Here is a 20,135-nt window from a genome sequence, read left to right on the forward strand (position 1 = left end):
GCTGGAAAAAAAGAGTTGCGCACATTAGACCTCCCCGCCGCTGTGGGCAAGAGCGCCCGGATTGCTCTGGCCGCCGCCCTGCTCTGCCTTCCGCTCAGCCTTCCCGCCAACGCCGCCGCGCTCAGCGCGTCCGACGCGGCGCTCTACCGGCAAGCCTTCAAGGCCGCCGACAATGAGCGACTCGACGAGGCGCAACGGCTCGCCGCCCAGGCGTCCGAACGGCTGCCCGCCAAGGTCATCCGCTGGCTGGCCCTGACCGCGCCGACCGGCGGGGCCAGCTTCGCCGAGATCGCCGCCTTCGTCCGCGACAACCCGTCCTGGCCCAATCTGGCGCAATTGCGCCGTCAGGCGGAAAAGACGCTGCCGATCGACAGCGACCCCGCGATGGTTCTGGAGTGGTTCCGGCAATACCCGCCGCTGTCCAACGACGGCTTCCTGCTCTACGCCGACAGCCTGATCGGCACGGGCAGCGCCGAGCGCGCCACGCCGCTCATTCGCACGCGCTGGACCGACGCGACCTTCACCGCCGAGGAGGAGGCCGCCTTCCTCGCCCGCTACCGCTCCTATCTGCGTCCGCAGGATCACAAGACGCGCATCGACCGGCTGCTGTGGGACCGGCAGGGAGCGGCGGCCCGCCGGATGCTGCCGCTGTTCGACGACGCGTATGACACGTTGATCGAGGCGCGCGTCGCGCTGGACAGCGACACCAGTGGGGCCGACGCGGCGGTGGCGCGGGTGGCCCCCAACCTCGCCAACGACCCCGGCCTGCTGTTCGACCGCGCCCGCTACAGCCGCCGCAAGGGCGACGACGCGACGGCGCTGGCGATCATCGCCCAGGCCCCGACCGACATGGGCCGCCCGCAAGCCTGGTGGAGCGAGCGCCAATTGCTGGCCCGCCGCGCCATCGAACGCGGCGATTTCAATCTGGCCTATCGGTTGGTCAAGGCCCACGGGCAAAAGGACGGGGCGGGTTTGGCCGAGGCCGAATTCCTCGCCGGGTTCGTGGCCTTGCGCTTTCTGGACCAGCCGTCGGACGCCTTTGGTCATTTCCACAAGCTCTACCGCTCCGTCACCGCGCCCATCAGCAAGGCGCGCGGGGCCTATTGGTGCGGGCGGGCGGCGGAAGCGTTGGGCCAGACCACCCAAGCCAACGAGTGGTACGCCAAGGCCGCGCCCTACGGCACCACCTTTTACGGGCAATTGTCCGCCCGCCATCTGGCCAACGGAACCGTCACCCTGCCCGCCCCGCCATCGGTGTCCAACGCCGACGCCACCGCGTTCGAGCGGCGGGAGTTGGTGCAGGTCGCCCGGATGCTGTCCGACATTCTGGGGCGCGACGATGACCGGCTGGCGGCCTTCCTGCGGCGGATCAGCCTGGAATCCAAAACGCCCGCCGATTACACGCTGGCCGCCCGGTTGGCGAGCGAGATCGGACGGCGCGATCTGGCGGTCGCCGCCGCCAAGGACGCGGCGCAGAACGAGGTGTTCCTGGTCGACGCCGGTTATCCGGTCATCAACGAGCGGCCCAGCGCCCCGGAACCGGCGCTGATTCATGGCGTCATCCGCCAGGAAAGCACCTTCAACACGCAAATCGTCTCGTCGGCGGGGGCGCGCGGATTGATGCAGTTGATGCCCAGCACGGCGCAGTTGGTGGCGGGAAAGCTGGGGCTGAAGCACACGACGCCCCGGCTGACCGCCGATCCGGCCTACAACATGACGCTGGGATCGGCCTATCTCAGCGAGTTGATCGACCGTTTCAACGGGTCCTACATTCTGGCCATCGCCGGGTACAACGCCGGGCCGGGCCGGGTGCGGCAATGGATCCAGGCCTATGGCGACCCGCGCAGCGGCAACATCGACCCGGTCGATTGGATCGAGCTGATTCCGATCTATGAGACGCGCAACTATGTCCAGCGGGTGATGGAGGCGGTTTTGGTCTACCGCGCCCGCTTGCAGGGGCCGAACGCCGACCTGAACCTCGACCGCGATTTGCGGCGCTGAGCGTTGGCGGACGCCGAGGGGACGGTTCCCATCGGCGTCCGCGTCGTCAGAACGCGCATTCCGGCGGGATCGTCGTGTCGTTCCAGTCGGCCAACGGCAGCGGCGTGGTCGGCACGGTGAAGGGCTTGCCGTTGCGTTGGCCCTTGCCCGACAACAGATTGACGTCGCAGGTGAAGCCGTTCTTGGGGTCGAGCGTGTCGCGCGCCGTGTAGGTGTAGCCCGCGACCACCAAAGCGTTGTTGCGGACGGCGACGGTCAATTGCTGACGCCAGCGGTCCCGACCGACGGAATCATTCTGGAACACCAGAATCAGCGACCCACGCGGCGTCGCCGACATGCTGGGTTCGGTTCCCGCCATCGCGCCCTTCCAACCAACCGCCTGTTTGTGGAGCGTCGGTTTGTCCGGCAAGCGGCCGCCCTCGCTCAGATAGACGGTCACATCAACCTCGTCGTCTTCGCCGGACATGACCACGCGGTCGGGCACTCCGTCGCCGTTCAGATCCGCCGACAGTTCGGCGACCGGCGGACGCGTGCGGGTGGCGGCCTCCGCCGTCGGAGCCGCGATAAGTCCGGCCAGCGCGGCGGCGAGGCACACGCGGTTCATCCTGTTGGTTCGCATTCGCGTTCCCACCATCAAAGACTGATTCAACGCTGCGCTACCAGCGACGCCGGGGCAATCGCATATGGATTTCGTTCGCAAACAAAGCCCCTCTCCCCTTGCGGGAGAGGGGTTGGGGTGAGGGGGCGCAAGTCTGGTTTCCAACGGTCCACGGTTGCCGCCCCCCTCATCCCAACCCTTCTCCCGCAAGGGGAGAAGGGCATTCGTAGCGGAAAATCGTCGATCAAATCCCAAATGCGATCACCCTGCGGGCTGGGCCATCAGCGCCCGCCAGCCGCCTGACCGCCAGCCGTCTGTCCATCCTCTTGGCCGTCAGAATCCTCGTCATCGCCGCCCAGCGCGGCGTTGATCTGGTCCAGCGTTCGCCCGCAACCCGTGCAGACGTCGCCGTCCATCGCGCACATGCCCAGGCAATCCGGATCGACGCTCATTCGCAAGGTCCAACTCGTTTGACCGTCGCCAGACGCGACGGCTTCCCTTACTCCACCATGCCGCTCTGCGCCAGAACCAGGAAGATCTTTTCCTCCAACTGGTCGGGGGTGAAGGGCTTGGCGATGTAGCCGCTGACATGGTGGGCCAGCGCGTGCTTGACCGCCTCCAGCGTCGCCAGCGCCGTCACCATCAGAAACGGCACGTCGGCGCGAATGGCGCGGACGCGCTTCAGCACGTCCAGGCCGCTCCGCTTGGGCATCATCCAATCGCAGATGATGAGGTTGTAATCGCCGCCGCCCGGCCCGGTCAGACGGTCCAGCGCCTCCTGCCCGTCGCACGCCGTGTCGATGTGGCCGACGCCGAGATCGCGCAGGACGGAGGTGACGAAGTTGCGCGGCCCCTCTTCATCATCCACCGCCAGCACCCGTTGGTTGGCCAGATCGAGGAAGGGAACGCCGACGACCGCCAGCGATTTGCGCAGCCACTCCGCCCGCGCCAACCGCTCTTTGGAACTGGACGCGTTCAACAAAAAGCCACGGACGAAGCGCACCCGGTGGGTTTGCCGGTACAGGACGCGGGCGACCGCCATCCGGCTCTTTCCCTTGCAAAAGGCCCCCTCGCCCGCCAGCCGGACGATCTCCAGAACCGCGTCGGGGTGCGGATCCTCCTTGGCCTGGACCAGCGGGGCGAGAACGCGCTGGGTGCGCAGATAGGCGTTTTGGATGTCGTCCACCTGCCCGGCGATCCACTCGCGATCCTCGGCGGAAAAGGCGCTGGTCAAAACCATGCCCTGCACCTCGGCCAGCCCCTTCAGCTTCTCCGCCCGTTCTTTCCAGCAATCCAGGATGCGGCCAGGGAAATCGCGGCTGTCGAAGAAGCTTTTCAGATAATCGTTCACCGCCCGCGCGGCGCTGGGCGACAGCGGCATCTTTTGCAGAATGAACAGGATCCGCAGCTTCTGCGCCAGATTGCGGCCCTTGGTGATTTCCGGGACGGTGTCCTCGTTCACCAGAATGGCGGTGCGCCGTTGCAGCGCGTTTTCCGTTTTGGCCCCGCCGTGATAGGCGCCGTTGGCCCCGGGTTCGGACAGGCGCAGACGAGCGGACAGGTCGCTCAACGCCAGGATCTCGCGTTGAACGGCGTCGATGCCGTGCATGTCCCCGGCGCTGGCGATGGTGAAGAAGGACGGCTTGCTCATCTCCCGCCGGAAGGCCGCCGTCAACGCGTCGCGCAGGCCCGGCATAGCGCTGCGCCCCATCAACGCGGCCAGACGGCGGAAGATCGGCGGCGCGGTGTCCGGCATCGGACGGTCAACGGCCACCAGCGTGACGATCAAGTCGATCAAGACGGCAAAAGCCGAATCCTGGGCGCAGGACGCGGTTCCGGCGTCGCTGGCGAAAATTTCCCCCAACAGCCGCTCGATGGGGGCCAGCGCCTCGGAATCCTCGGTCGCTTCGGCCAGAGCCAGCAGGGCCTTGGCCTTGTCGGCGAAGCCGCGCTCCGCGATCACATGCTGGGCGAGCGCCGCGTCGAGCAGGAAGCGGCCAAGAAAGCCGCCCTTGGTCAGCAGCGTCGCCGCCGTCGCCGCGTAGCTGTTCGGCGTCAGTTCGGGCGGCGGGGTGTCCTTGGCCCGTTCGCGCGTCAGCCGGGCCAGTTCGTTGACCAGCGGGGTCAGCGCGCCTTTGCGCTCCAACGCCCGTTCGGCCTGGGCCAGAATCGCGACGAAGGTGGCGGTGTTCGACAACGCGTTCTGATGACGGTTGTTGTGCAGCAGCTCCGTCGCCGTCAGCGCGTTTTCATCCAGAAAACGCCGACAGAATCGCCCGACGCTGTCGCGCGCCGCCGGGGCGTAGAAATCCGCCGGCTCGCGGCACTCCACCGTCTCCGTCGCGCCGTCAAGGTCAAGATCGTCAAGGGGTTTGCTGGTGTCCGACGCCATGGGCGCCCGCTCCTCACATCAAACAGAAATGGCGCCGGTCAATCGGCCAGAAGATCGCTCAAGGCTTGGAGCAACCGTTCCGGCGGCACCGGCTTCATGACGATCCGCCGCCCGGCCTGCGCGGTCAGCCCGGCGGCGGTTTCCTTCGAGGCGTAGCCGGTCAGGAAGAGAATGCGCAGGCCGGGGTTGCGCTCTTCCAGGGCGCGGGCCAGATCGGGGCCGTTCATGCGCGGCATCGACACGTCCGACACCACGGCGTCGAACAGGCCGCCCGCCTCGTCGTAACGCTCCAAAGCCTCCACCCCGTCGGCGGCCTCCGTCACCACGCAGCCCGCCTCTTCCAGGGCCAGCCGCAGATAGGTGCGGACCGACGCCTCATCGTCCACCAACAGGATGGACGCGCTGTCGCCGTCGGCGATCAGGCGGGTTTCGGGACCGCTGGCGACGGCGGGCGGCGCGACGATGGGCAGATAGACGGCAAAGCACGTCCCCTGCCCCGGCGCGCTTTCCAACTCCACGACCCCGCCCGCCTGTTGGGCCGCGCCATAGACCATCCACAGGCCAAGGCCGGTGCCTTTGCCCGGCTCCTTGGTGGTGAAGAAGGGTTCCCAAATCCGATCACGGATGGCGTCTGGCACGCCGGTTCCCTGGTCGGCGACGCGCACCACCGCGTAACGCCCGTGCGCCAGACCGCCGTGACGGGCGAAAAAGGCGCGGTCGGGGGTTTCCACCGACACGGCGATGGTCAGGGCGCCGCCGGTCGGCATGGCGTCGCGCGCGTTCAAGGCCAGATTCAGCAAAGCCTGATTGAGCGTGACCGGGTTGATGAGCGTGTGGGCGGGTTCGTCCGTCAGGTTTATGACCACCTCGATCCCGGCGCTGATGAGCGGCTTCAGGAACACGCGCAGATCGCGGACCAGCGGGGCGATGGCGACGATTTCCCGCTCCTCCGACACCCGGCGGTGGGAGAAATCCAACAATTGGCTGGTCAACGCCGCCGCCCGCTCCGACGCCTTGGCGATCTCCTGCACGCAGGTCAGCACGCGCGGCGCGTCGCCGGGGTTGCGTTCGGCCAGACGGGCGAAGCCGCCGATGGCGGTCAGCATGTTGTTGAACTCATGCGCGATGCCGCCCGCCATGCGGCCGACCGCCTCCATCTTCTGGGCGCGCTGCAACTCGCCTTCGACCCGGCGATGGTCGGTGACGTCGTTCAGCACCAGCAGCACCGCCGGCTTGCCACGGTAGGCGGCGGGCGAGGCGCGGACCTCCAGAAAGCGGCTTTCGCCCGATGGCCGGACGGCTTCGCACTCCACCCGCAAACCGGCGCCCTCGGCGGCGGCGGCGAGTCGCGCCTCCAGCGCCGGGCCGTCGTCGAGGAAACGGGCCAGCGGCGCGCCCTCCAACCCATCGGCGCCGACGCCCAGAATCGACGCGGCGGCGGTGTTGGCGAAGCGGATGGCCGCGCGGTCCCAGATGACGATGCCATAGGGGGCCAGCTCGACCAGTTGGCGGTAACGCCGCTCGCTCTCGCGCAGGGCCGACACGGTGACTTCCAGGCGGTTGGTCTGCCCGGCCAGCTCCTCTTCGCGCCTCTTCAGTTCGGTGATGTCCATCAACAGCTTGACCACGCCGCCCGCCCCGGTCGCGTGCTCGCTGATGCGATACCAACGGCCATCGGACAGCAGGCCATCGACCGGGGCGGAATGGCGCAAATGGCGCTTCAAGCGCTGCTCCACCCAGGCGCCGACGTCGCCCTCCCCCTCATAACCGCCGCGCTCCGCCGCCGTGCGGAGGATGTCGGCGAAGCTGGCGCCCGGCGTCAACAGATCGGCGATGTTGGGGTAGGCCTGCCGGTAACGCTCGTTGCAGATCAACAATTGCCCATCGGCGTTGAACAGCACGAAGCCTTCGGAAATGCTGTCGAGCGCGTCATGGACCACCGTCTGCATGAAGCGCGCCTCGACCAGCGCCAGCGTTTCCGCCGTGCAATCGATGCCGCAGCCGCGATAGCCCAGAAAGCGCCCCTGCGGGTCGCGCACCGCCGTGGCGTTGAGCCGCAGAATCAGCGCGCGCCCGTCGGCGTCGGCGACGGAAATCTCCAAATCCTGAAAGGGCCGACCGGCGACGATGTCGGCGCGGTATTCCATCCAGGTGTGGGCGTCTTCGACCAGAGGCTCAAGATCCAGCAGAGTGTCGCCGAACAGCGCGCGCGGATCGGCGTTCAGGATCTCGCCCAGCCGGTCCGAGATGAAGAGATAGCGATGGTTGGCGTCGGTTTCCCAAAACCAATCGGTGGACGCCTCGGTGAAATCGCGGGCGCGGCGGCGGCTGTCGCGCAGATCCTCGGCAGCGTTCAGCAGAGCGTCGTTGGCGCGGCGCAGTGTCGCCGACGCGCTCAAGGACTGGCGCAGCCCCCAGCCCGCCAGCGCGGTCATCGCCGTCAAGGCGCCGAGGGCAAGCCCGGACGTTTCGCCCGACGCCGTCAGCCCGGCGATGGCGCCAAGCCCCGCCAACCCTGCCAAAAGCGAGGGAAGCGCCGCCGTCAGCCCAGACGGAGCGCCAATCCGATTGCGCGTGGAACTTGAATCGTCGGCAACGTCCACGGAACCTCCGTCGAGCAAAGAGGGCGTTTGTCGGCGTTCATCCGCCAAACGTCCTCTGTCTTAAGAGATAAGCCGTTAACGCGACGTTTCGTGATGGTGATTAAATCTTTCAACCATCGGGAAATTTCAATCAACTTGACGCGAAAAAGATGACGCTCGTTCGCGCCAAGTCGATAAATGTTATCTTACATGCTGATATCAATGTCGATTTCGTCATCGTCCTGCGGCGCGCGGCCCAACAGCAGGTCGGCGGCGTCCAGCGTCAGCGCCTCGACCTCCTCGTTTCGGTCCTCGTCGGGCAGGCGCAGGGCGTGCATGAGCTGGGTCGCCAGATGAATCAGCATGGCGCGGACGCAATCATCCTCGGGAAAATCCAGCGCGACGGTGTCCTTCAGAAAGGCGCCAAGCTGTTCCGGGCTGTTCCACGGATGGGTGACGACGTTGCTGATGCCGCTGGTTCCGAAGAACACGGAATTCAGCGCCGTGGCCTGCCGGTTGATGCCGTCGATGGCGTCATCCTCCGCCAGCCCCTTGTGCAGCACCTCCTGAAAGGCGGCGAGGCTGAGGTCGATGAAGCCGCGCACCAGCAGACGGACGACGCCCTCGTCGGCCAAATCATTCTGGCCCTGGGTGAGGACGGGCAACGGCTCCAGAAGCGCCGCGATGATGGGTTTCGAGGGTTTGCTGTCCATCGCGTCGCTGCTCCTGAAAACTCCACCAAGGATGGCGGATAAGGGAATTTCCGAATACGCGACTTTGCCCATTCTGTCCACCAACGCAAAAGGCCGCCCCCTTTCGGGAGCGGCCTTCCGCAAAACGCCGGGCCGAAGCCCGAGCCGTTTTTATCAGCCGACGATCTCGGAACCCGCGAAGAAATAGGCGATTTCCTGAGCGGCGGTTTCCGGGGCGTCCGAACCATGGACCGAGTTCGCTTCGATGGACTCGGCGAACTCCTTGCGGATGGTGCCCTCGGCGGCGTTCGCCGGGTTGGTGGCGCCCATGATCTCGCGGTTGCGGGCGATGGCGTTCTCGCCTTCCAGAACCTGCAAGACCACCGGGCCGGAGATCATGAAGGAGACCAGATCGTTGAAGAAGCCACGCTCGCGATGGACGCCGTAGAAGGACTCGGCCTGAGCCTGCGAGAGCTGAACGCGCTTCTGGGCGACGATGCGCAGACCGCCGTCTTCAAACTTGGCGTTGATCTTGCCGGTCAGGTTGCGGCGGGTGGCGTCGGGCTTGATGATCGAGAGGGTGCGTTCAACGGCCATGGCGGTGGACTCCTACGGATGCAGAGCTTGGATGAAAAACATTTGGGCGCCGCCGTTGTCCGGGGCGCCGATTGCGCGGCTTTATAGAGGCGACGGCGCGGCGCGGCAACCCTGTTCCGCGCGGCGAACCGCCCGGCGGCGACAATGTCAAGAAACCGCCATGCGGTTGCGCCGCTTCTCTTCGCGGGGGCCGCGTGCTACATCCACCGGCGTCATGCTGCACATCAATGATCTGACCTTTCGCTTCGGCGGGCGCGTGTTGTTCGATCACGCCACGGCGGTTGTCTCCAAGGGGCACCGGGTGGCGCTGGTTGGGCGCAACGGCACCGGAAAATCCACTCTGTTGAAGCTGATTTCCGGTCAGCTCCAGACCGACGACGGCGCGGTGACGCTGCCCAGCGGCATGCGGATGGGCATGGTGGCGCAGGAGGCGCCCGCCGGGCCGACCACCCTGATCGACGCCGTGCTGGCCGCCGACAAGGAGCGCACCGCCCTGTTGGCGGAGGCCGAAACGGCGACCGACCCGATGCGCATCGGCGAGGTTCACAACCGGCTGGCCGACATCGAGGCGCATTCCGCCCCGGCCCGCGCCGCGCAGGTGCTGTCCGGTCTGGGCTTCGACGCCGAATCGCAGCAACGGCCCTGTTCGGATTTCTCCGGCGGCTGGCGGATGCGCGTGGCGCTGGCGGGCGTGCTGTTCTCCCGCCCCGACCTGCTGCTGCTGGACGAGCCGACCAACCATCTGGATTTGGAAGCGACGATCTGGCTGGAAGGCTATCTGAAGAATTACCCGCACACGATCCTGCTGGTCAGCCATGACCGCGAATTGTTGAACGCGGTGCCGACGACGACGATCCACATCGACAATGGAAAGCTCGTCACCTACAGCGGCAATTACGATTCCTTCCTGCGCCAGCGCCGGGCCAACCAGGAACGCTTGCAGTCGATGGCGACCAAGCAGGACGCCCGGCGCAAGCACATGATGGCCTATGTCGATCGGTTCCGTTTCAAGGCCAGCAAGGCCCGTCAGGCGCAAAGCCGCCTGAAGCTGCTGGAAAAGATGGAAACCATCACGCTGATGGAGGACGACGCCGAGGTCGTCTTCAACTTCCCGGCGCCCGACGAGATGGCCCCGCCGCTGATCGCGTTGGAAGGCGTGACCATCGGCTATGGCGACAAGCCGATCCTGCGCCGGGTCGATCTGCGCATCGACATGGAAGACCGCATCGCCCTGCTGGGCGCCAACGGCAACGGCAAATCGACTCTGGTCAAGCTGCTGGCCGGGCGCTTGCAGCCGATGGCGGGCGAAATGCGCCGCCCGTCGAAGCTGCGCATCGGCTATTTCGCCCAGCACCAATCCGAAGAGCTGGATTTGTCGCTAACCCCGATCCAGCAAACCCAGCGCATCATGCCGCTGGCGCTGGAGGAAAAGGTCCGCGCCCATCTCGGGCGTTTCGGCTTCCAGCAGAGCAAGGCGGAAACCAAGATCGCCGACCTGTCGGGCGGTGAAAAGGCGCGCCTGCTGCTGGCCCTGATGAGCCGCGAAGTCCCGCACATCCTGATGCTGGACGAACCGACCAACCATCTGGACATCGACAGCCGCGAGGCCTTGATCGAGGCGATCAATGATTTCCCCGGCGCGGTCATCCTCATCAGCCACGATCCCCATTTGATCGAGCTGACCGCCGACCGGCTGCTGTTGGTCGCCAACGGCACGGTTCAGCCCTATGACGGCGATCTTGAGGATTACCGGCGCTTCCTGCTCGACCGCGCCAAGGCCGAGCGGGCGGTGGCGAAGGCCGCCAGCCAGGGCGACCGCGACGTCGGCCCCAACAAGAAGGACCAGCGCCGCGCCGCCGCCGAATCGCGCGCCGCACTGGCCCCGCTGAAACGCAAGGCGACCGACGCCGAGGCGCTGGTCAACAAGCTGACCGAGGAAAAGCGCAAGATCGAAGGCAAGATGGCCGATCCGGCGCTCTACACCGGCCCGGCGGACAAGCTGACCAAGCTGCAAATCGACCTGGGCGTTGTCGACAAGAAGCTCGCCAGCGCTGAGGAAACGTGGCTGGACGCGCTGGAGGCTTACGAAACGGCGGCGGCGGAGGTCGGCGCGTGACCCGCCCCGCGCCCAACGACTCAACCGATCTGACGGTTCAGGAGAACGCGGAGGAGGAACGGACCTCCGACGTTCTGGCCCATTTCCGCGCCAATCTTCCGCCGGACCGCGTGTCGCTGGGCGATTTGATCCAGGCGCTGGGCGACCGTTCGCTCGGCACCATCCTGTTGGCGGTGGCCCTGCCGACCATCGCCCCGGTGCCGCTGGGCGTGTCCTGCCTGTTCGATCTGCCGATCCTGCTCTACACCGCGCAGCTCGCCTTTGGGACGCGCGGCGCGCGGCTGCCCGAATGGCTGCTGCGCCGCTCGGTCAGCCGGTCGATGGCGGCCAAGACGCTCGACGTCGCCATGCCGCGTCTCGTCGGCATTGAGAAGATGCTGAAACCCCGTCATCACCGGCTGGCCTCCATCGACCGCGAACGCTGGTTCGGGTTGCTGCTGTTCATCCTGACTCTCACTTGCATCGTGCCGCTGCCGCTGACCGGCTGGCTGCCCGGCTTCGCCCTGGTGTTGATCGCGCTGGGGCTGATTGAGCGCGACGGCGCGGCGATTGGCGTTGGTTTGGGCCTGACCGTGGCGGCGTTGGTGTTTTTCGCCCTGGTGGCGAGCGGGCTGTCATACGCAGGTCATCAACTTCTGGCAGCTACTGGGTAAGGGCGCGCCGCCGGTTGTCCGCGATTGGGCGGGGCGGCCCGCCCCCGCGACCCAACCGCCGGAACGGAGCACCCGCCTTGACCGTCTCGCCATCCTCCGCCGCCCGCCCCTCCCGCTCTGCGCAATCCGGTGACTCGCCCGCCGCCGCTTGGCTGTTCTTCAAGCGCTGGCTGGCCGATCCCTGGGCGATGGGGTCGATCGCCCCGTCTTCGGCGTCGCTGCGCCGGGTCATCGGCAAAAACATCATCCGCAACCCTGACCAACTGGTCGTCGAGTTCGGCGGCGGCACCGGCGCCGTCACCCGCGCCATTCTGGAAGCGGGCGTGCCCGCCGACAAGCTGGTCAGCTTTGAGATCGACGGCGAACTCGCTGGCTATCTGGGCGAACGCTATCCCGACATCACGGTTTACAAAGAGGATTGCCGCAAGGCGGCGGCACTGCTGGGGGCCGAACAGACCGGCAAGGTCGGCACCGTGGTGATCGGCATCCCGATGATCACCTTCCCGCTGGATTTCCAGCGCGAGGTGATCGAGGCCACCTTCAGCATCCTGCAACCGGGCGGCCGTTTCCTGCTCTACACCTTCATGCCGCATTCGCCGCTGAACCGCGCGGCGCTGGGCCTGCAAGGCAAGCGTTTGGGCTTCACCCCGCTGAATCTGCCGCCCGCCTCCGTCTGGGGCTATTGGCGCGGCTGACAAACCGGGGGACGGGCTGGCGGGACGCCCTCGCCAGCCCGTTTTCCATCAGGGTTTGATCGCCTCGTCCAACGCTTTGGCTTGATCGGTGGTGACGCGGGTCAAGCAGTTCAGGATGACCAGCCCGCTCATGCTGCCGCCCCGGTAATTGCCGTCGCCTTCCCACTCGCACATCGTGTCACGGTATTTCAGCCACGCCCGTTGCCCGTCCAGCAGCAGCGCGCGGGCCTTGTCGTCGGGGGCCTCCTTGCGCGCCGCCTGATAGGCGGCGTTGAGCGCCTTGTCGGCGGCCCGAAACTCGGCGGCGGCGCAGATCTTCAGGCCGATCATGTCGGCGTTCGAGCAATCCCTCGGGCGCGGCTCCACCGGCTGGGCCAGAACCCGTTGAGCCAACCCCGGCGGATCGGCGGCCAGCGCCGAACCGGCAAAACCGCCCGCCAACACGACCAGCACGCCGCACAGGACGCGGCGCGCTCCCTTCCCCGCCATCATGCGATGCCCCCTCCCAGAATGTTTGAACCGGGAAAGGGTAGCACGCCCACCCTGCTTTTTCAGCGTTTCGGGCGTTCGGAGCGGCTGTAATTGCTGAAATGCCCCTCGCGCGCCGCCATCTGGCGGGCGCCCTGCACCAGAGACGCGGATTTGCCCGCCGCGACCGTGCCCGACAATTGCCGGGTCAAGGCGACGGAGCCGCAGGACGGGCACACCGGCGTGTCCGATCCCCGGACCAGAGTTTCAAACAGAGTCTGGCAAGCGTCGCAACGGTAGGAATAGAACGGCATGGCGGGGCCTCCTGAACGGGCGCGGTGTGATCCGAACCCGCCGAGGATGCCCCGATATCCGTAAAAATAAAATGGTTTTGTTGCGGCGCAGCGTCAGCAAAAGGGCGTCGGCGGGCGCCCGCCGCTGACGCTCAGGCCGCGCCGCCGAAATCGAAGCCCGCCGCCTCGACCGCCTGACGGACCGTGTCCGCCGGAACGTCGCCCTCGACCATCACCCGGCCCGCCGCCAGATCGACGGTGACGGCGGCGTTCGGGGCCGCCTTGACGATGGCGTTCGACACCGACCGGGCGCAGCCGCCGCAGGTCATTCCATCCACCTTGTATGAATCCGCCATGCCCTGCTCTCCTGTTGAGGTTCCAAACGACCGCCGTCACCCGCCCGCGTGATGGGCGCGAACCACGGCGCTGACCGGAACCAGAATGAAGCCACGCTTTTGCACGTCCGGCAGCCAGGACGCCAGCGCTTCAAACGTCGCATCATGGGGATGGCCGATGGCGATGGCGAAGCCCTGCTTCTTGGCGACCTGCTCCAGCTTGGACAATTGCGCGCGGATCGCGCCGACCGCCGGGAAATTGTCGAGGAAGATGTCGCGCCCGGCGAAGGGCATTTTCAGCTCCTCCGCGATGCCAAGCCCGGCGCTGTGCGGCGTCGTCCTGCTGTCCAGCCACAGCAGGCCCCGGCGGTGCAACTCGGCCAGCACGGGGGCCAGCGCCGCCCGGTCGGCGGTGAAGCGGCTGCCCATGTGGTTGTTGACGCCGACATAGCCGTCGAAGCTGTCCAGCGCGGCGCGGAAACGCCGGATGATTTCGCCCTTGTCGAGCCGGACCAGCAGCGCGTCGGGTCCGGGGTCGGCGTCCACGCTCGGCTCCATCGGCATGTGGAGCATCAGCTCATGCCCGTTGGCGCGGGCGGCGTGGGTCTGGCCGGGCAGATCGCGGGCGTAGGGCAGCCAGGACAGGGTGAGCGGCCCCGGCAAACCCGCCATTTTGGTGGAGCGTTTGCGGTCCAGCCCCATGTCGTCGATGACCACGGCGATCACCGGCTTGCCCGGCGGCGTCGCCTTGCTGGGCAGCGCGTTGCGGCGCCACAGCGCGGCGTTGCCCGCCGGGGGCTGCACCGGCGGCAAGGGCGCGACGACGCCGGGCGGCATCGGCGGCGGCAGCAGGGCGACGGCGCCCTTGCCCGGTTCCTCCATCGCCTCCGTCGCCATGCCGGGTTCCGGTTCGGTCGTGGGGTATGGCGGCTCCTCGGGCGACGCGGCGGCTGCTTGGACCGGAACCGGCGGTTTGACGGATGGCGCCACCGACGGCGGCGTCGGGTTGGGCGACGCGGCGGCGGTTGTCGGCTTGGCGGCCGGAACCGGCCTTGGCTCCGGCTGGCCCATCAGCCAGGACACGCCAAGGCCGATGGCGAACACCACCGCGACGGCGGCCAACGCCAGCAGAACCGGATTGGCGGTGGACAACGACCATCCGGTCTTGGCAGTTTTGCGCGGCGCCTTGCGGGCCATGAGGGCGGAGTCCATCGCTGGTCGGAACGTCGCGGCAGAGTGGCGCCCGGTTGGCTTCGCCGCAATCGCCCATTCGCCGGAAACCCACGCTTCCCGGAGTCCATAGGAATGCGCCTGCTTTTTGTCACCGCCGCGCTGGCTCTTGCGCTTGCCAGCCAGACCGCGACGGCGGCCACGGAAATCCACTGCCCGCCCAGCCTGCTGGTCCAGTCGCAGCCCGACGCGCCGACGGGCTGGTCGCCCTACCCCGGCAAGGACAGCCATGTCCTGAGCGGAATCACCCTGACCGAAGGCGACCGCGCCACCCAAATGGCCGCCGCCGCGCCCGCCACCCTGGCCCCGGATCGCGAGGTGCGGCGGGGCCGCTCGCTGATTCAGGTTTGGGAGTTTTCCGGGCCGCGCCGCGAGAACGTCTTCCTGCTCTGCCGCTACCGAAACACCCAGGCGACTCTGGCCGTCGATCTGCCGCGCAGCGTGCGCCGCTGCACCGTGACCCTGGAGTTGGACGCGCGCGGCGAACGGGTGGAGGAGCCGAAAGCCCCGCTGCAAACCGACTGCCGTTGATCGAAGAGGCATTTTTCAACACGGATGAACACGGATCATATCGGATGAACACGGATCAAAATTTCTCTTCATCCGTGTTCATCCGTGGGCCGACGCCGTCGGCATCCGTGTTCATCCGTGTCAAAATCCTGTCTGCGAAACGCGGCCAACCGGATCGCAGCGCCCGCCAAGGCTGGAAATCCGTTTGTTCAGCCGTTAGGGTGGCGCAAGGTTGGAACGGGGCCGGAACGGCGAAGGCATAAGGCGACGCGCATGCTGCTGCTCATCGACAATTACGACAGCTTTACCTACAACCTCGTCCATTATCTGGGCGAGTTGGGCGCCGACGTGCAGGTTCGCCGCAACGACGCGCTGAGCGTGGACGACGCGCTGGCCCTGCGCCCGTCCGGCATCGTGCTGTCGCCCGGCCCCTGCGACCCCGATCAGGCTGGCATCTGCCTGCCCTTGATCGACGCGGCGGCCAAGGCCCGCATTCCGCTGATGGGCGTGTGTCTGGGCCATCAATCCATCGGGCAGGCCTTTGGCGGGCGGGTGATCCGCGCGCCGGTTCCGATGCATGGCAAGGTGGACAACATCCTTCACCAGGGGCGCGGCGTTCTGGCCGGTCTGCCCAGCCCGTTCCGCGCCACCCGGTATCACTCGTTGATCGTCGAGCGGTCAAGCCTGCCCGATTGCCTGGAGGTGACGGGGGAAACGGCGGACGGCCTCATCATGGCGCTGGCCCACCGCGATTTGCCGATCCACGGCGTGCAGTTCCACCCGGAAAGCATCGAGAGCGAGCACGGCCATAAGATCCTCGGCAATTTCCTGGATCTGACCCGCCCCCGTCTGGAGAACGCGGCATGAGCGCGCCCAGCGGCCACGGCGGCGACATCGCCGACATGAAATCTATCCTGGCCCGCGTCGCCTCCGGCGCGACGCTGACCGAGGAGCAGGCGGGGTTGGCCTTCGACATCATCATGTCGGGCAACGCCACGCCGTCGCAGATGGGCGGTTTCCTGATGGCGCTGCGCGTGCGCGGCGAAACGGTGGACGAGATCACCGGCGCCGCCCGCGTCATGCGCGGCAAGGCCATCGCGGTGGACGCGCCGCCCGGCGCCATCGACACCTGCGGCACCGGCGGCGACGGGGCCAGCACCTACAACATCTCCACCGCCGCCGCCATCGTGGTGTCGGCCTGCGGAATCCCGGTGGCCAAGCACGGCAACCGCGCCATCTCCTCCAAATCCGGCGCGGCGGACGTGCTGAGCGCGCTGGGCGTCAATCTGGATTGCGACCTGTCGCTGGTCCGCAAGGCGCTGTGGGAGGCGGGGATCGCCTTTCTGATGGCCCCGCGCCATCATCTGGCGATGCGCAACGTCGGGCCGACGCGGGTCGAGCTTGGCACCCGCACCATCTTCAACCTGATGGGTCCGCTGTCCAACCCGGCGACCGCCAAGCGCCAGTTGCTCGGCGTCTTCGCCAAGCAATGGGTGGAGCCGCTGGCCCAGGTGCTCAAGCGTTTGGGGTCGGACGCCGCCTGGGTCGTCCATGGCTCCGACGGGTTGGACGAGATCACCACCACCGGCCCCAGCACGGTCGCCCAGTTGATGGACGGGATCGTCACCGTGTTCGAGGTCACGCCGGAGGACGCCGGGCTTCCCCGCGCCAGCCTGGACGATCTGCGCGGCGGCGACGCCCAGACCAACGCGGCGGCGATCCACGCTTTGTTCGACGGCGTGCGCAGCCCCTACCGCGACATCGTTCTGCTGAACGCCGCCGCCTCCCTGCTGGTGGCGGGCAAGGCGGCGACGCTGACGGACGGCGTCGCGCTGGCCGCCGAGGCCATCGACAGCGGCGGCGCGCGCGACCGGCTGCGCCGCCTGATCGCCATCACCAACGAGGCTGTTTCGGCATGAGCGACGTTCTCGACCGCATCAACGCTGACAAGCGCGCCCTGGTCGCCGCCCGCAAGGCCGCCCGCCCGCTGGCGCAGGTGGAAGAGGCGGCGCGCGCCGCCGATCCGACGCGCGGCTTCATCAACGCCCTGCGCGGCGCGGTGGCGAGCGGGCGGTACGGCCTGATCGCCGAAATCAAGAAGGCCAGCCCGTCCAAGGGCTTGATCCGCGCCGATTTCGATCCGCCCGCGCTGGCGCAAGCCTACCGCGACGGCGGGGCGACCTGCCTGTCGGTGCTGACCGACGAACCCTATTTCCAGGGCAAGGACGATTATCTCGTCGCCGCCCGCGCCGCCGTCGATCTGCCGGTGCTGCGCAAGGATTTCATGGTCGATCCCTATCAGATCGTCGAGGCCCGCGCGCTGGGCGCCGACGCCATCCTCATCATCATGGCCTCGCTGTCCGACGCGCAGGCCGCCGAGATCGAGGATTCCGCCATAGGCCAAGGGTTGGACGTGCTGGTCGAGGTTCACAACCGCGCGGAGCTGGACCGCGCGCTGGCGCTGAAAACCCCGCTGCTGGGCGTCAACAACCGGAATCTGAAGACGTTGGCGGTGGACATCGCGACGACGGAGGAGTTGGCCGCCAACGTCCCCGCCGACCGCATTCTGGTGGCGGAAAGCGGCCTCTACAGCCCGGCGGATCTGGCGCGGATGGCGGCGGTCGGCGCGCGCTGTTTCCTGGTCGGCGAATCGCTGATGCGGCAGGCCGACGTCGCCGCCGCGACCCGCGCCCTGCTGGCCCAGGAGTAAGCCGATGCCGGACCGCGCCGCCACCCTCAGCGCCGCCCCATCCGCCGCCGCCCCCGTCCTCGTCATCGAACGGGAAAGCCCCCGGCAGCTTGAGGCGGTGGCTCTTGTCGCGGCGCTGGACGCCTATCTCAAGGAACGCTACGCCGACGAGGCGTGCCATCTGCTCGACATTGAGTCGCTGGCGGCGGACGACGTTCGCTTTTTCCTGGCCCGCCGGGATGGGGCGGCGGTCGGCTGCGCCGCCCTGCGCGTCGATCCGTCGGGCTATGGCGAGGTCAAGCGCATGTTCGTGACGCCGCAGGCGCGCGGCGGGCGGATCGGCAAAGCTTTGCTCGACCGTGTGGCCGAACAGGCCCGCGCCGAGGGGGTGAGCGCGCTTCTTCTGGAAACCGGCGTCCATCAGCCCGAAGCCGTGGCGCTCTACCGCAAGGCCGGTTTCGTCACGCGCGGCCCCTACGCCAATTACCCCGACCTCCCCGAAAGCCTGTTCATGGAGCGCCCGCTGTGAGCGGCTTCACCCATTTCGACGCCGAGGGGCGGGCCGTGATGGTCGACGTCTCCGACAAGGCGGACACCGAACGGACGGCGACCGCCGCCGCTGTCGTGCGGATGCGGCCGGAGACGCTGCGGCTGATACTGGACGGCGGCGTCAAGAAGGGCGACGTCCTGTCGGTCGCCCGGCTGGCGGGCATCATGGGGGCGAAGCGCACGCCGGACCTGATCCCGCTGTGCCACCCGCTGGCCCTGACCTCCGTCAAGGTCGATCTGCGTTGCGACCCCGAGCGCGACGCGGTGGACGTCACCGCGACCTGCAAGCTGAAGGGGCAAACCGGCGTGGAGATGGAGGCGTTGACCGCCGTCACCATCGCCGCCCTGACCGTCTATGACATGTGCAAGGCGGTGGATCGCGGCATGACCATCACGGACGTCCGTCTGCTCCACAAGGCGGGCGGCAAGAGCGGCGTCTGGAGCGCCCACAATGACGCTGTCGGTCGCGATGCTGTCGGTCGCTGAGGCGCGCGCCCGCATCCTGTCCGCCTTTTCCGCCCTTCCGGCGGAAACCATCGCTCTGCCCGACGCGCTGGGCCGCGTGCTGGCCGAACCCGTCGTCGCCCGGCTGACCCAACCACCCTTCGACGCCGCCGCGATGGATGGCTGGGCGGTGCGCGCCGCCGACGTCGCCAAGGCCGATCCCGCCCACCCGGTGCCCTTGCGCCGCATCGGCGAATCCGCTGCCGGACACGCCTTTTCCGGCATTGTCCGCGCGGGGGAGGCCGTGCGCATCTTCACCGGCGCGCCGCTGCCCGGCGGGGCCAACGCCGTGGTGATGCAGGAGGATTGCGAGGCCGACGAGACGATTGTCCGGGTTGGCCGGGCCGTCGCCGCCGGGCGCCACATCCGTCCGGCTGGATTCGATTTCGCCGAACGGCAGGAGCTGCTGCCCGCCGGGCGGCGGCTGACCGCGCGCGACGTCGCGCTCGCCGCCGGGGCCAACGTGCCGTGGCTCAGCGTGCGGCGGCGTCCGCGCGTCGCCGTGCTGGCGACCGGCGATGAAATCGCCCTGCCCGGCGATCCCTTGGGGCCGAGCCAGATCGTCAGCACCAACGCGCTGGGCCTCTGCGCCCTGGTCGCCACGCAGGGCGGCGTCGCCCACAATCTGGGCATCGCCCGCGACACCGCCGACAGCGTCGCCGCCATGGCCGCCGGAGCGGTCGGCTGCGATCTTCTGGTGACGACCGGCGGCGCGGCGCAGGGCGATTATGACCTTGTGCGCGACGTGCTGACCGACAATGGCGTGGCGCTGGACGTCCACACCATCGCCATGCGGCCCGGCAAGGCGCTGATGTTCGGGCGGGCCGGAGCCGTGCCGCTGCTGGGCTTGCCCGGCAACCCGGTCTCCACCGGCGTGACCGCCGTGCTGTTCCTGCGGCCCATTTTGCGGGTTCTGCAAGGGCTGCCGCCGGACGAGACGCAGGGACCGCAGCGCGCCCGCCTCGCCACCGCCTTGAAGGCCAACGACCGGCGCGAGGATTATCTGCGCGCCGCCCTGTCCACCGACGCCGACGGCGCGCTGGTCGCCACGCCCTTTTCCCGGCAGGACAGCGCCATCACCTCGCTCTACGCCCAGGCCGATTGCCTGATCGTCCGCCCGGCCCACGCCCCGGCGGCGGCGGCGGGGGAGATGGTGGGGATCGTTCCGCTGTCGGGCGGCGCGCTCAACCTGTAGCCGGTAAAACTCTCCCAACGTTCGGTTATACGGCGT

General features: G+C 67.8%; 21 protein-coding genes. 11 read left to right on the forward strand and 10 right to left on the reverse strand.

Annotated features, from left to right (window positions below):
* Nucleotides 1–15: 15 nt before the first annotated feature.
* Nucleotides 16–2,001, forward strand: a complete 1,986-nt coding sequence (locus D3877_RS05105) for a lytic transglycosylase domain-containing protein (protein WP_238474734.1) — start codon at nt 16–18, stop codon at nt 1,999–2,001.
* Between the two features lie 46 nt (nt 2,002–2,047).
* Here D3877_RS05105 and D3877_RS05110 read toward each other — a convergent pair whose 3' ends face one another.
* The 6 genes from D3877_RS05110 to ndk form a co-directional block, all read right to left on the reverse strand.
* On the reverse strand, nt 2,048–2,605 hold the full coding sequence (locus tag D3877_RS05110) for a hypothetical protein (RefSeq protein WP_119829638.1): 558 nt from the start codon (nt 2,603–2,605) through the stop codon (nt 2,048–2,050).
* 275 nt (nt 2,606–2,880) lie between these two features.
* On the reverse strand, nt 2,881–3,051 hold the full coding sequence (locus D3877_RS05115; protein ID WP_119829639.1) for a DUF1289 domain-containing protein: 171 nt from the start codon (nt 3,049–3,051) through the stop codon (nt 2,881–2,883).
* A 47-nt stretch (nt 3,052–3,098) separates the two neighbouring features.
* Nucleotides 3,099–4,991, reverse strand: a complete 1,893-nt coding sequence (locus D3877_RS05120; RefSeq protein ID WP_119829640.1) for a response regulator — start codon at nt 4,989–4,991, stop codon at nt 3,099–3,101.
* 38 nt (nt 4,992–5,029) lie between these two features.
* On the reverse strand, nt 5,030–7,594 hold the full coding sequence (locus tag D3877_RS05125) for a hybrid sensor histidine kinase/response regulator (protein ID WP_238474735.1): 2,565 nt from the start codon (nt 7,592–7,594) through the stop codon (nt 5,030–5,032).
* A 185-nt stretch (nt 7,595–7,779) separates the two neighbouring features.
* Nucleotides 7,780–8,286: a hypothetical protein gene (locus tag D3877_RS05130; protein ID WP_119829641.1), complete on the reverse strand. Its 507-nt coding sequence runs from the start codon at nt 8,284–8,286 to the stop codon at nt 7,780–7,782.
* 153 nt (nt 8,287–8,439) lie between these two features.
* Nucleotides 8,440–8,862: a nucleoside-diphosphate kinase gene (ndk, locus tag D3877_RS05135; RefSeq protein ID WP_119829642.1), complete on the reverse strand. Its 423-nt coding sequence runs from the start codon at nt 8,860–8,862 to the stop codon at nt 8,440–8,442.
* Nucleotides 8,863–9,076: 214 nt separating this feature from the next.
* Here ndk and D3877_RS05140 point away from each other — a divergent pair, with 214 nt between their 5' ends.
* The 3 genes from D3877_RS05140 to D3877_RS05150 all read left to right on the forward strand — a co-directional run bounded on the left by D3877_RS05140 (nt 9,077) and on the right by D3877_RS05150 (nt 12,326).
* Nucleotides 9,077–10,978 (forward strand): ABC-F family ATP-binding cassette domain-containing protein, encoded by a 1,902-nt coding sequence (locus D3877_RS05140; protein WP_119829643.1) that lies wholly within the window; start codon nt 9,077–9,079, stop codon nt 10,976–10,978.
* Nucleotides 10,975–11,631 carry an exopolysaccharide biosynthesis protein gene (locus D3877_RS05145; RefSeq protein ID WP_119829644.1) on the forward strand — a complete coding sequence of 219 codons (657 nt, stop codon included), beginning with the start codon at nt 10,975–10,977 and terminating at the stop codon, nt 11,629–11,631. Before D3877_RS05140 ends, D3877_RS05145 begins: the two co-directional genes overlap by 4 nt.
* A 77-nt stretch (nt 11,632–11,708) precedes the next feature.
* Nucleotides 11,709–12,326, forward strand: coding sequence for a class I SAM-dependent methyltransferase (locus tag D3877_RS05150; RefSeq protein WP_238474736.1), 618 nt, complete (start codon nt 11,709–11,711; stop codon nt 12,324–12,326).
* A 48-nt stretch (nt 12,327–12,374) separates the two neighbouring features.
* Here D3877_RS05150 and D3877_RS05155 read toward each other — a convergent pair whose 3' ends face one another.
* The 4 genes from D3877_RS05155 to D3877_RS05170 all read right to left on the reverse strand — a co-directional run bounded on the left by D3877_RS05155 (nt 12,375) and on the right by D3877_RS05170 (nt 14,619).
* The gene (locus tag D3877_RS05155; RefSeq protein WP_119829645.1) at nt 12,375–12,818 is read right to left on the reverse strand and encodes a lysozyme inhibitor LprI family protein; all 444 of its coding nucleotides are present in this window, start codon (nt 12,816–12,818) and stop codon (nt 12,375–12,377) included.
* A gap of 59 nt (nt 12,819–12,877) precedes the next feature.
* Nucleotides 12,878–13,108 carry an FmdB family zinc ribbon protein gene (locus D3877_RS05160; RefSeq protein ID WP_119829646.1) on the reverse strand — a complete coding sequence of 77 codons (231 nt, stop codon included), beginning with the start codon at nt 13,106–13,108 and terminating at the stop codon, nt 12,878–12,880.
* A gap of 131 nt (nt 13,109–13,239) precedes the next feature.
* Nucleotides 13,240–13,443: a heavy-metal-associated domain-containing protein gene (locus D3877_RS05165; protein WP_119829647.1), complete on the reverse strand. Its 204-nt coding sequence runs from the start codon at nt 13,441–13,443 to the stop codon at nt 13,240–13,242.
* A 36-nt stretch (nt 13,444–13,479) separates the two neighbouring features.
* Complete coding sequence (locus tag D3877_RS05170) at nt 13,480–14,619, reverse strand: divergent polysaccharide deacetylase family protein (RefSeq protein ID WP_119829648.1); 1,140 nt, start codon at nt 14,617–14,619, stop codon at nt 13,480–13,482.
* Nucleotides 14,620–14,727: 108 nt separating this feature from the next.
* On the opposite strand from D3877_RS05170, the gene D3877_RS05175 reads away from it, so the two are divergent.
* The 7 genes from D3877_RS05175 (at nt 14,728) to D3877_RS05205 (ending at nt 20,099) form a co-directional block, all read left to right on the forward strand.
* The gene (locus D3877_RS05175) at nt 14,728–15,183 is read left to right on the forward strand and encodes an STY0301 family protein (protein WP_119829649.1); all 456 of its coding nucleotides are present in this window, start codon (nt 14,728–14,730) and stop codon (nt 15,181–15,183) included.
* A 252-nt stretch (nt 15,184–15,435) separates the two neighbouring features.
* Nucleotides 15,436–16,029 (forward strand): anthranilate synthase component II, encoded by a 594-nt coding sequence (locus tag D3877_RS05180; RefSeq protein ID WP_119829650.1) that lies wholly within the window; start codon nt 15,436–15,438, stop codon nt 16,027–16,029.
* Nucleotides 16,026–17,081, forward strand: a complete 1,056-nt coding sequence (gene trpD, locus D3877_RS05185) for an anthranilate phosphoribosyltransferase (RefSeq protein WP_119829651.1) — start codon at nt 16,026–16,028, stop codon at nt 17,079–17,081. Before D3877_RS05180 ends, trpD begins: the two co-directional genes overlap by 4 nt.
* The gene (trpC, locus tag D3877_RS05190; RefSeq protein WP_119829652.1) at nt 17,078–17,872 is read left to right on the forward strand and encodes an indole-3-glycerol phosphate synthase TrpC; all 795 of its coding nucleotides are present in this window, start codon (nt 17,078–17,080) and stop codon (nt 17,870–17,872) included. Before trpD ends, trpC begins: the two co-directional genes overlap by 4 nt.
* A gap of 4 nt (nt 17,873–17,876) precedes the next feature.
* Nucleotides 17,877–18,380 (forward strand): GNAT family N-acetyltransferase, encoded by a 504-nt coding sequence (locus D3877_RS05195; RefSeq protein WP_119829653.1) that lies wholly within the window; start codon nt 17,877–17,879, stop codon nt 18,378–18,380.
* Nucleotides 18,377–18,886 (forward strand): cyclic pyranopterin monophosphate synthase MoaC, encoded by a 510-nt coding sequence (gene moaC, locus D3877_RS05200; RefSeq protein ID WP_119829654.1) that lies wholly within the window; start codon nt 18,377–18,379, stop codon nt 18,884–18,886. Before D3877_RS05195 ends, moaC begins: the two co-directional genes overlap by 4 nt.
* Nucleotides 18,870–20,099, forward strand: a complete 1,230-nt coding sequence (locus D3877_RS05205; RefSeq protein ID WP_119830797.1) for a molybdopterin molybdotransferase MoeA — start codon at nt 18,870–18,872, stop codon at nt 20,097–20,099. The genes moaC and D3877_RS05205 overlap by 17 nt, the downstream gene beginning before the upstream one ends.
* Nucleotides 20,100–20,135 lie beyond the last annotated feature (36 nt).

This window comes from Azospirillum cavernae, assembly GCF_003590795.1.
GTDB classification, from domain to species: domain Bacteria; phylum Pseudomonadota; class Alphaproteobacteria; order Azospirillales; family Azospirillaceae; genus Azospirillum; species Azospirillum cavernae.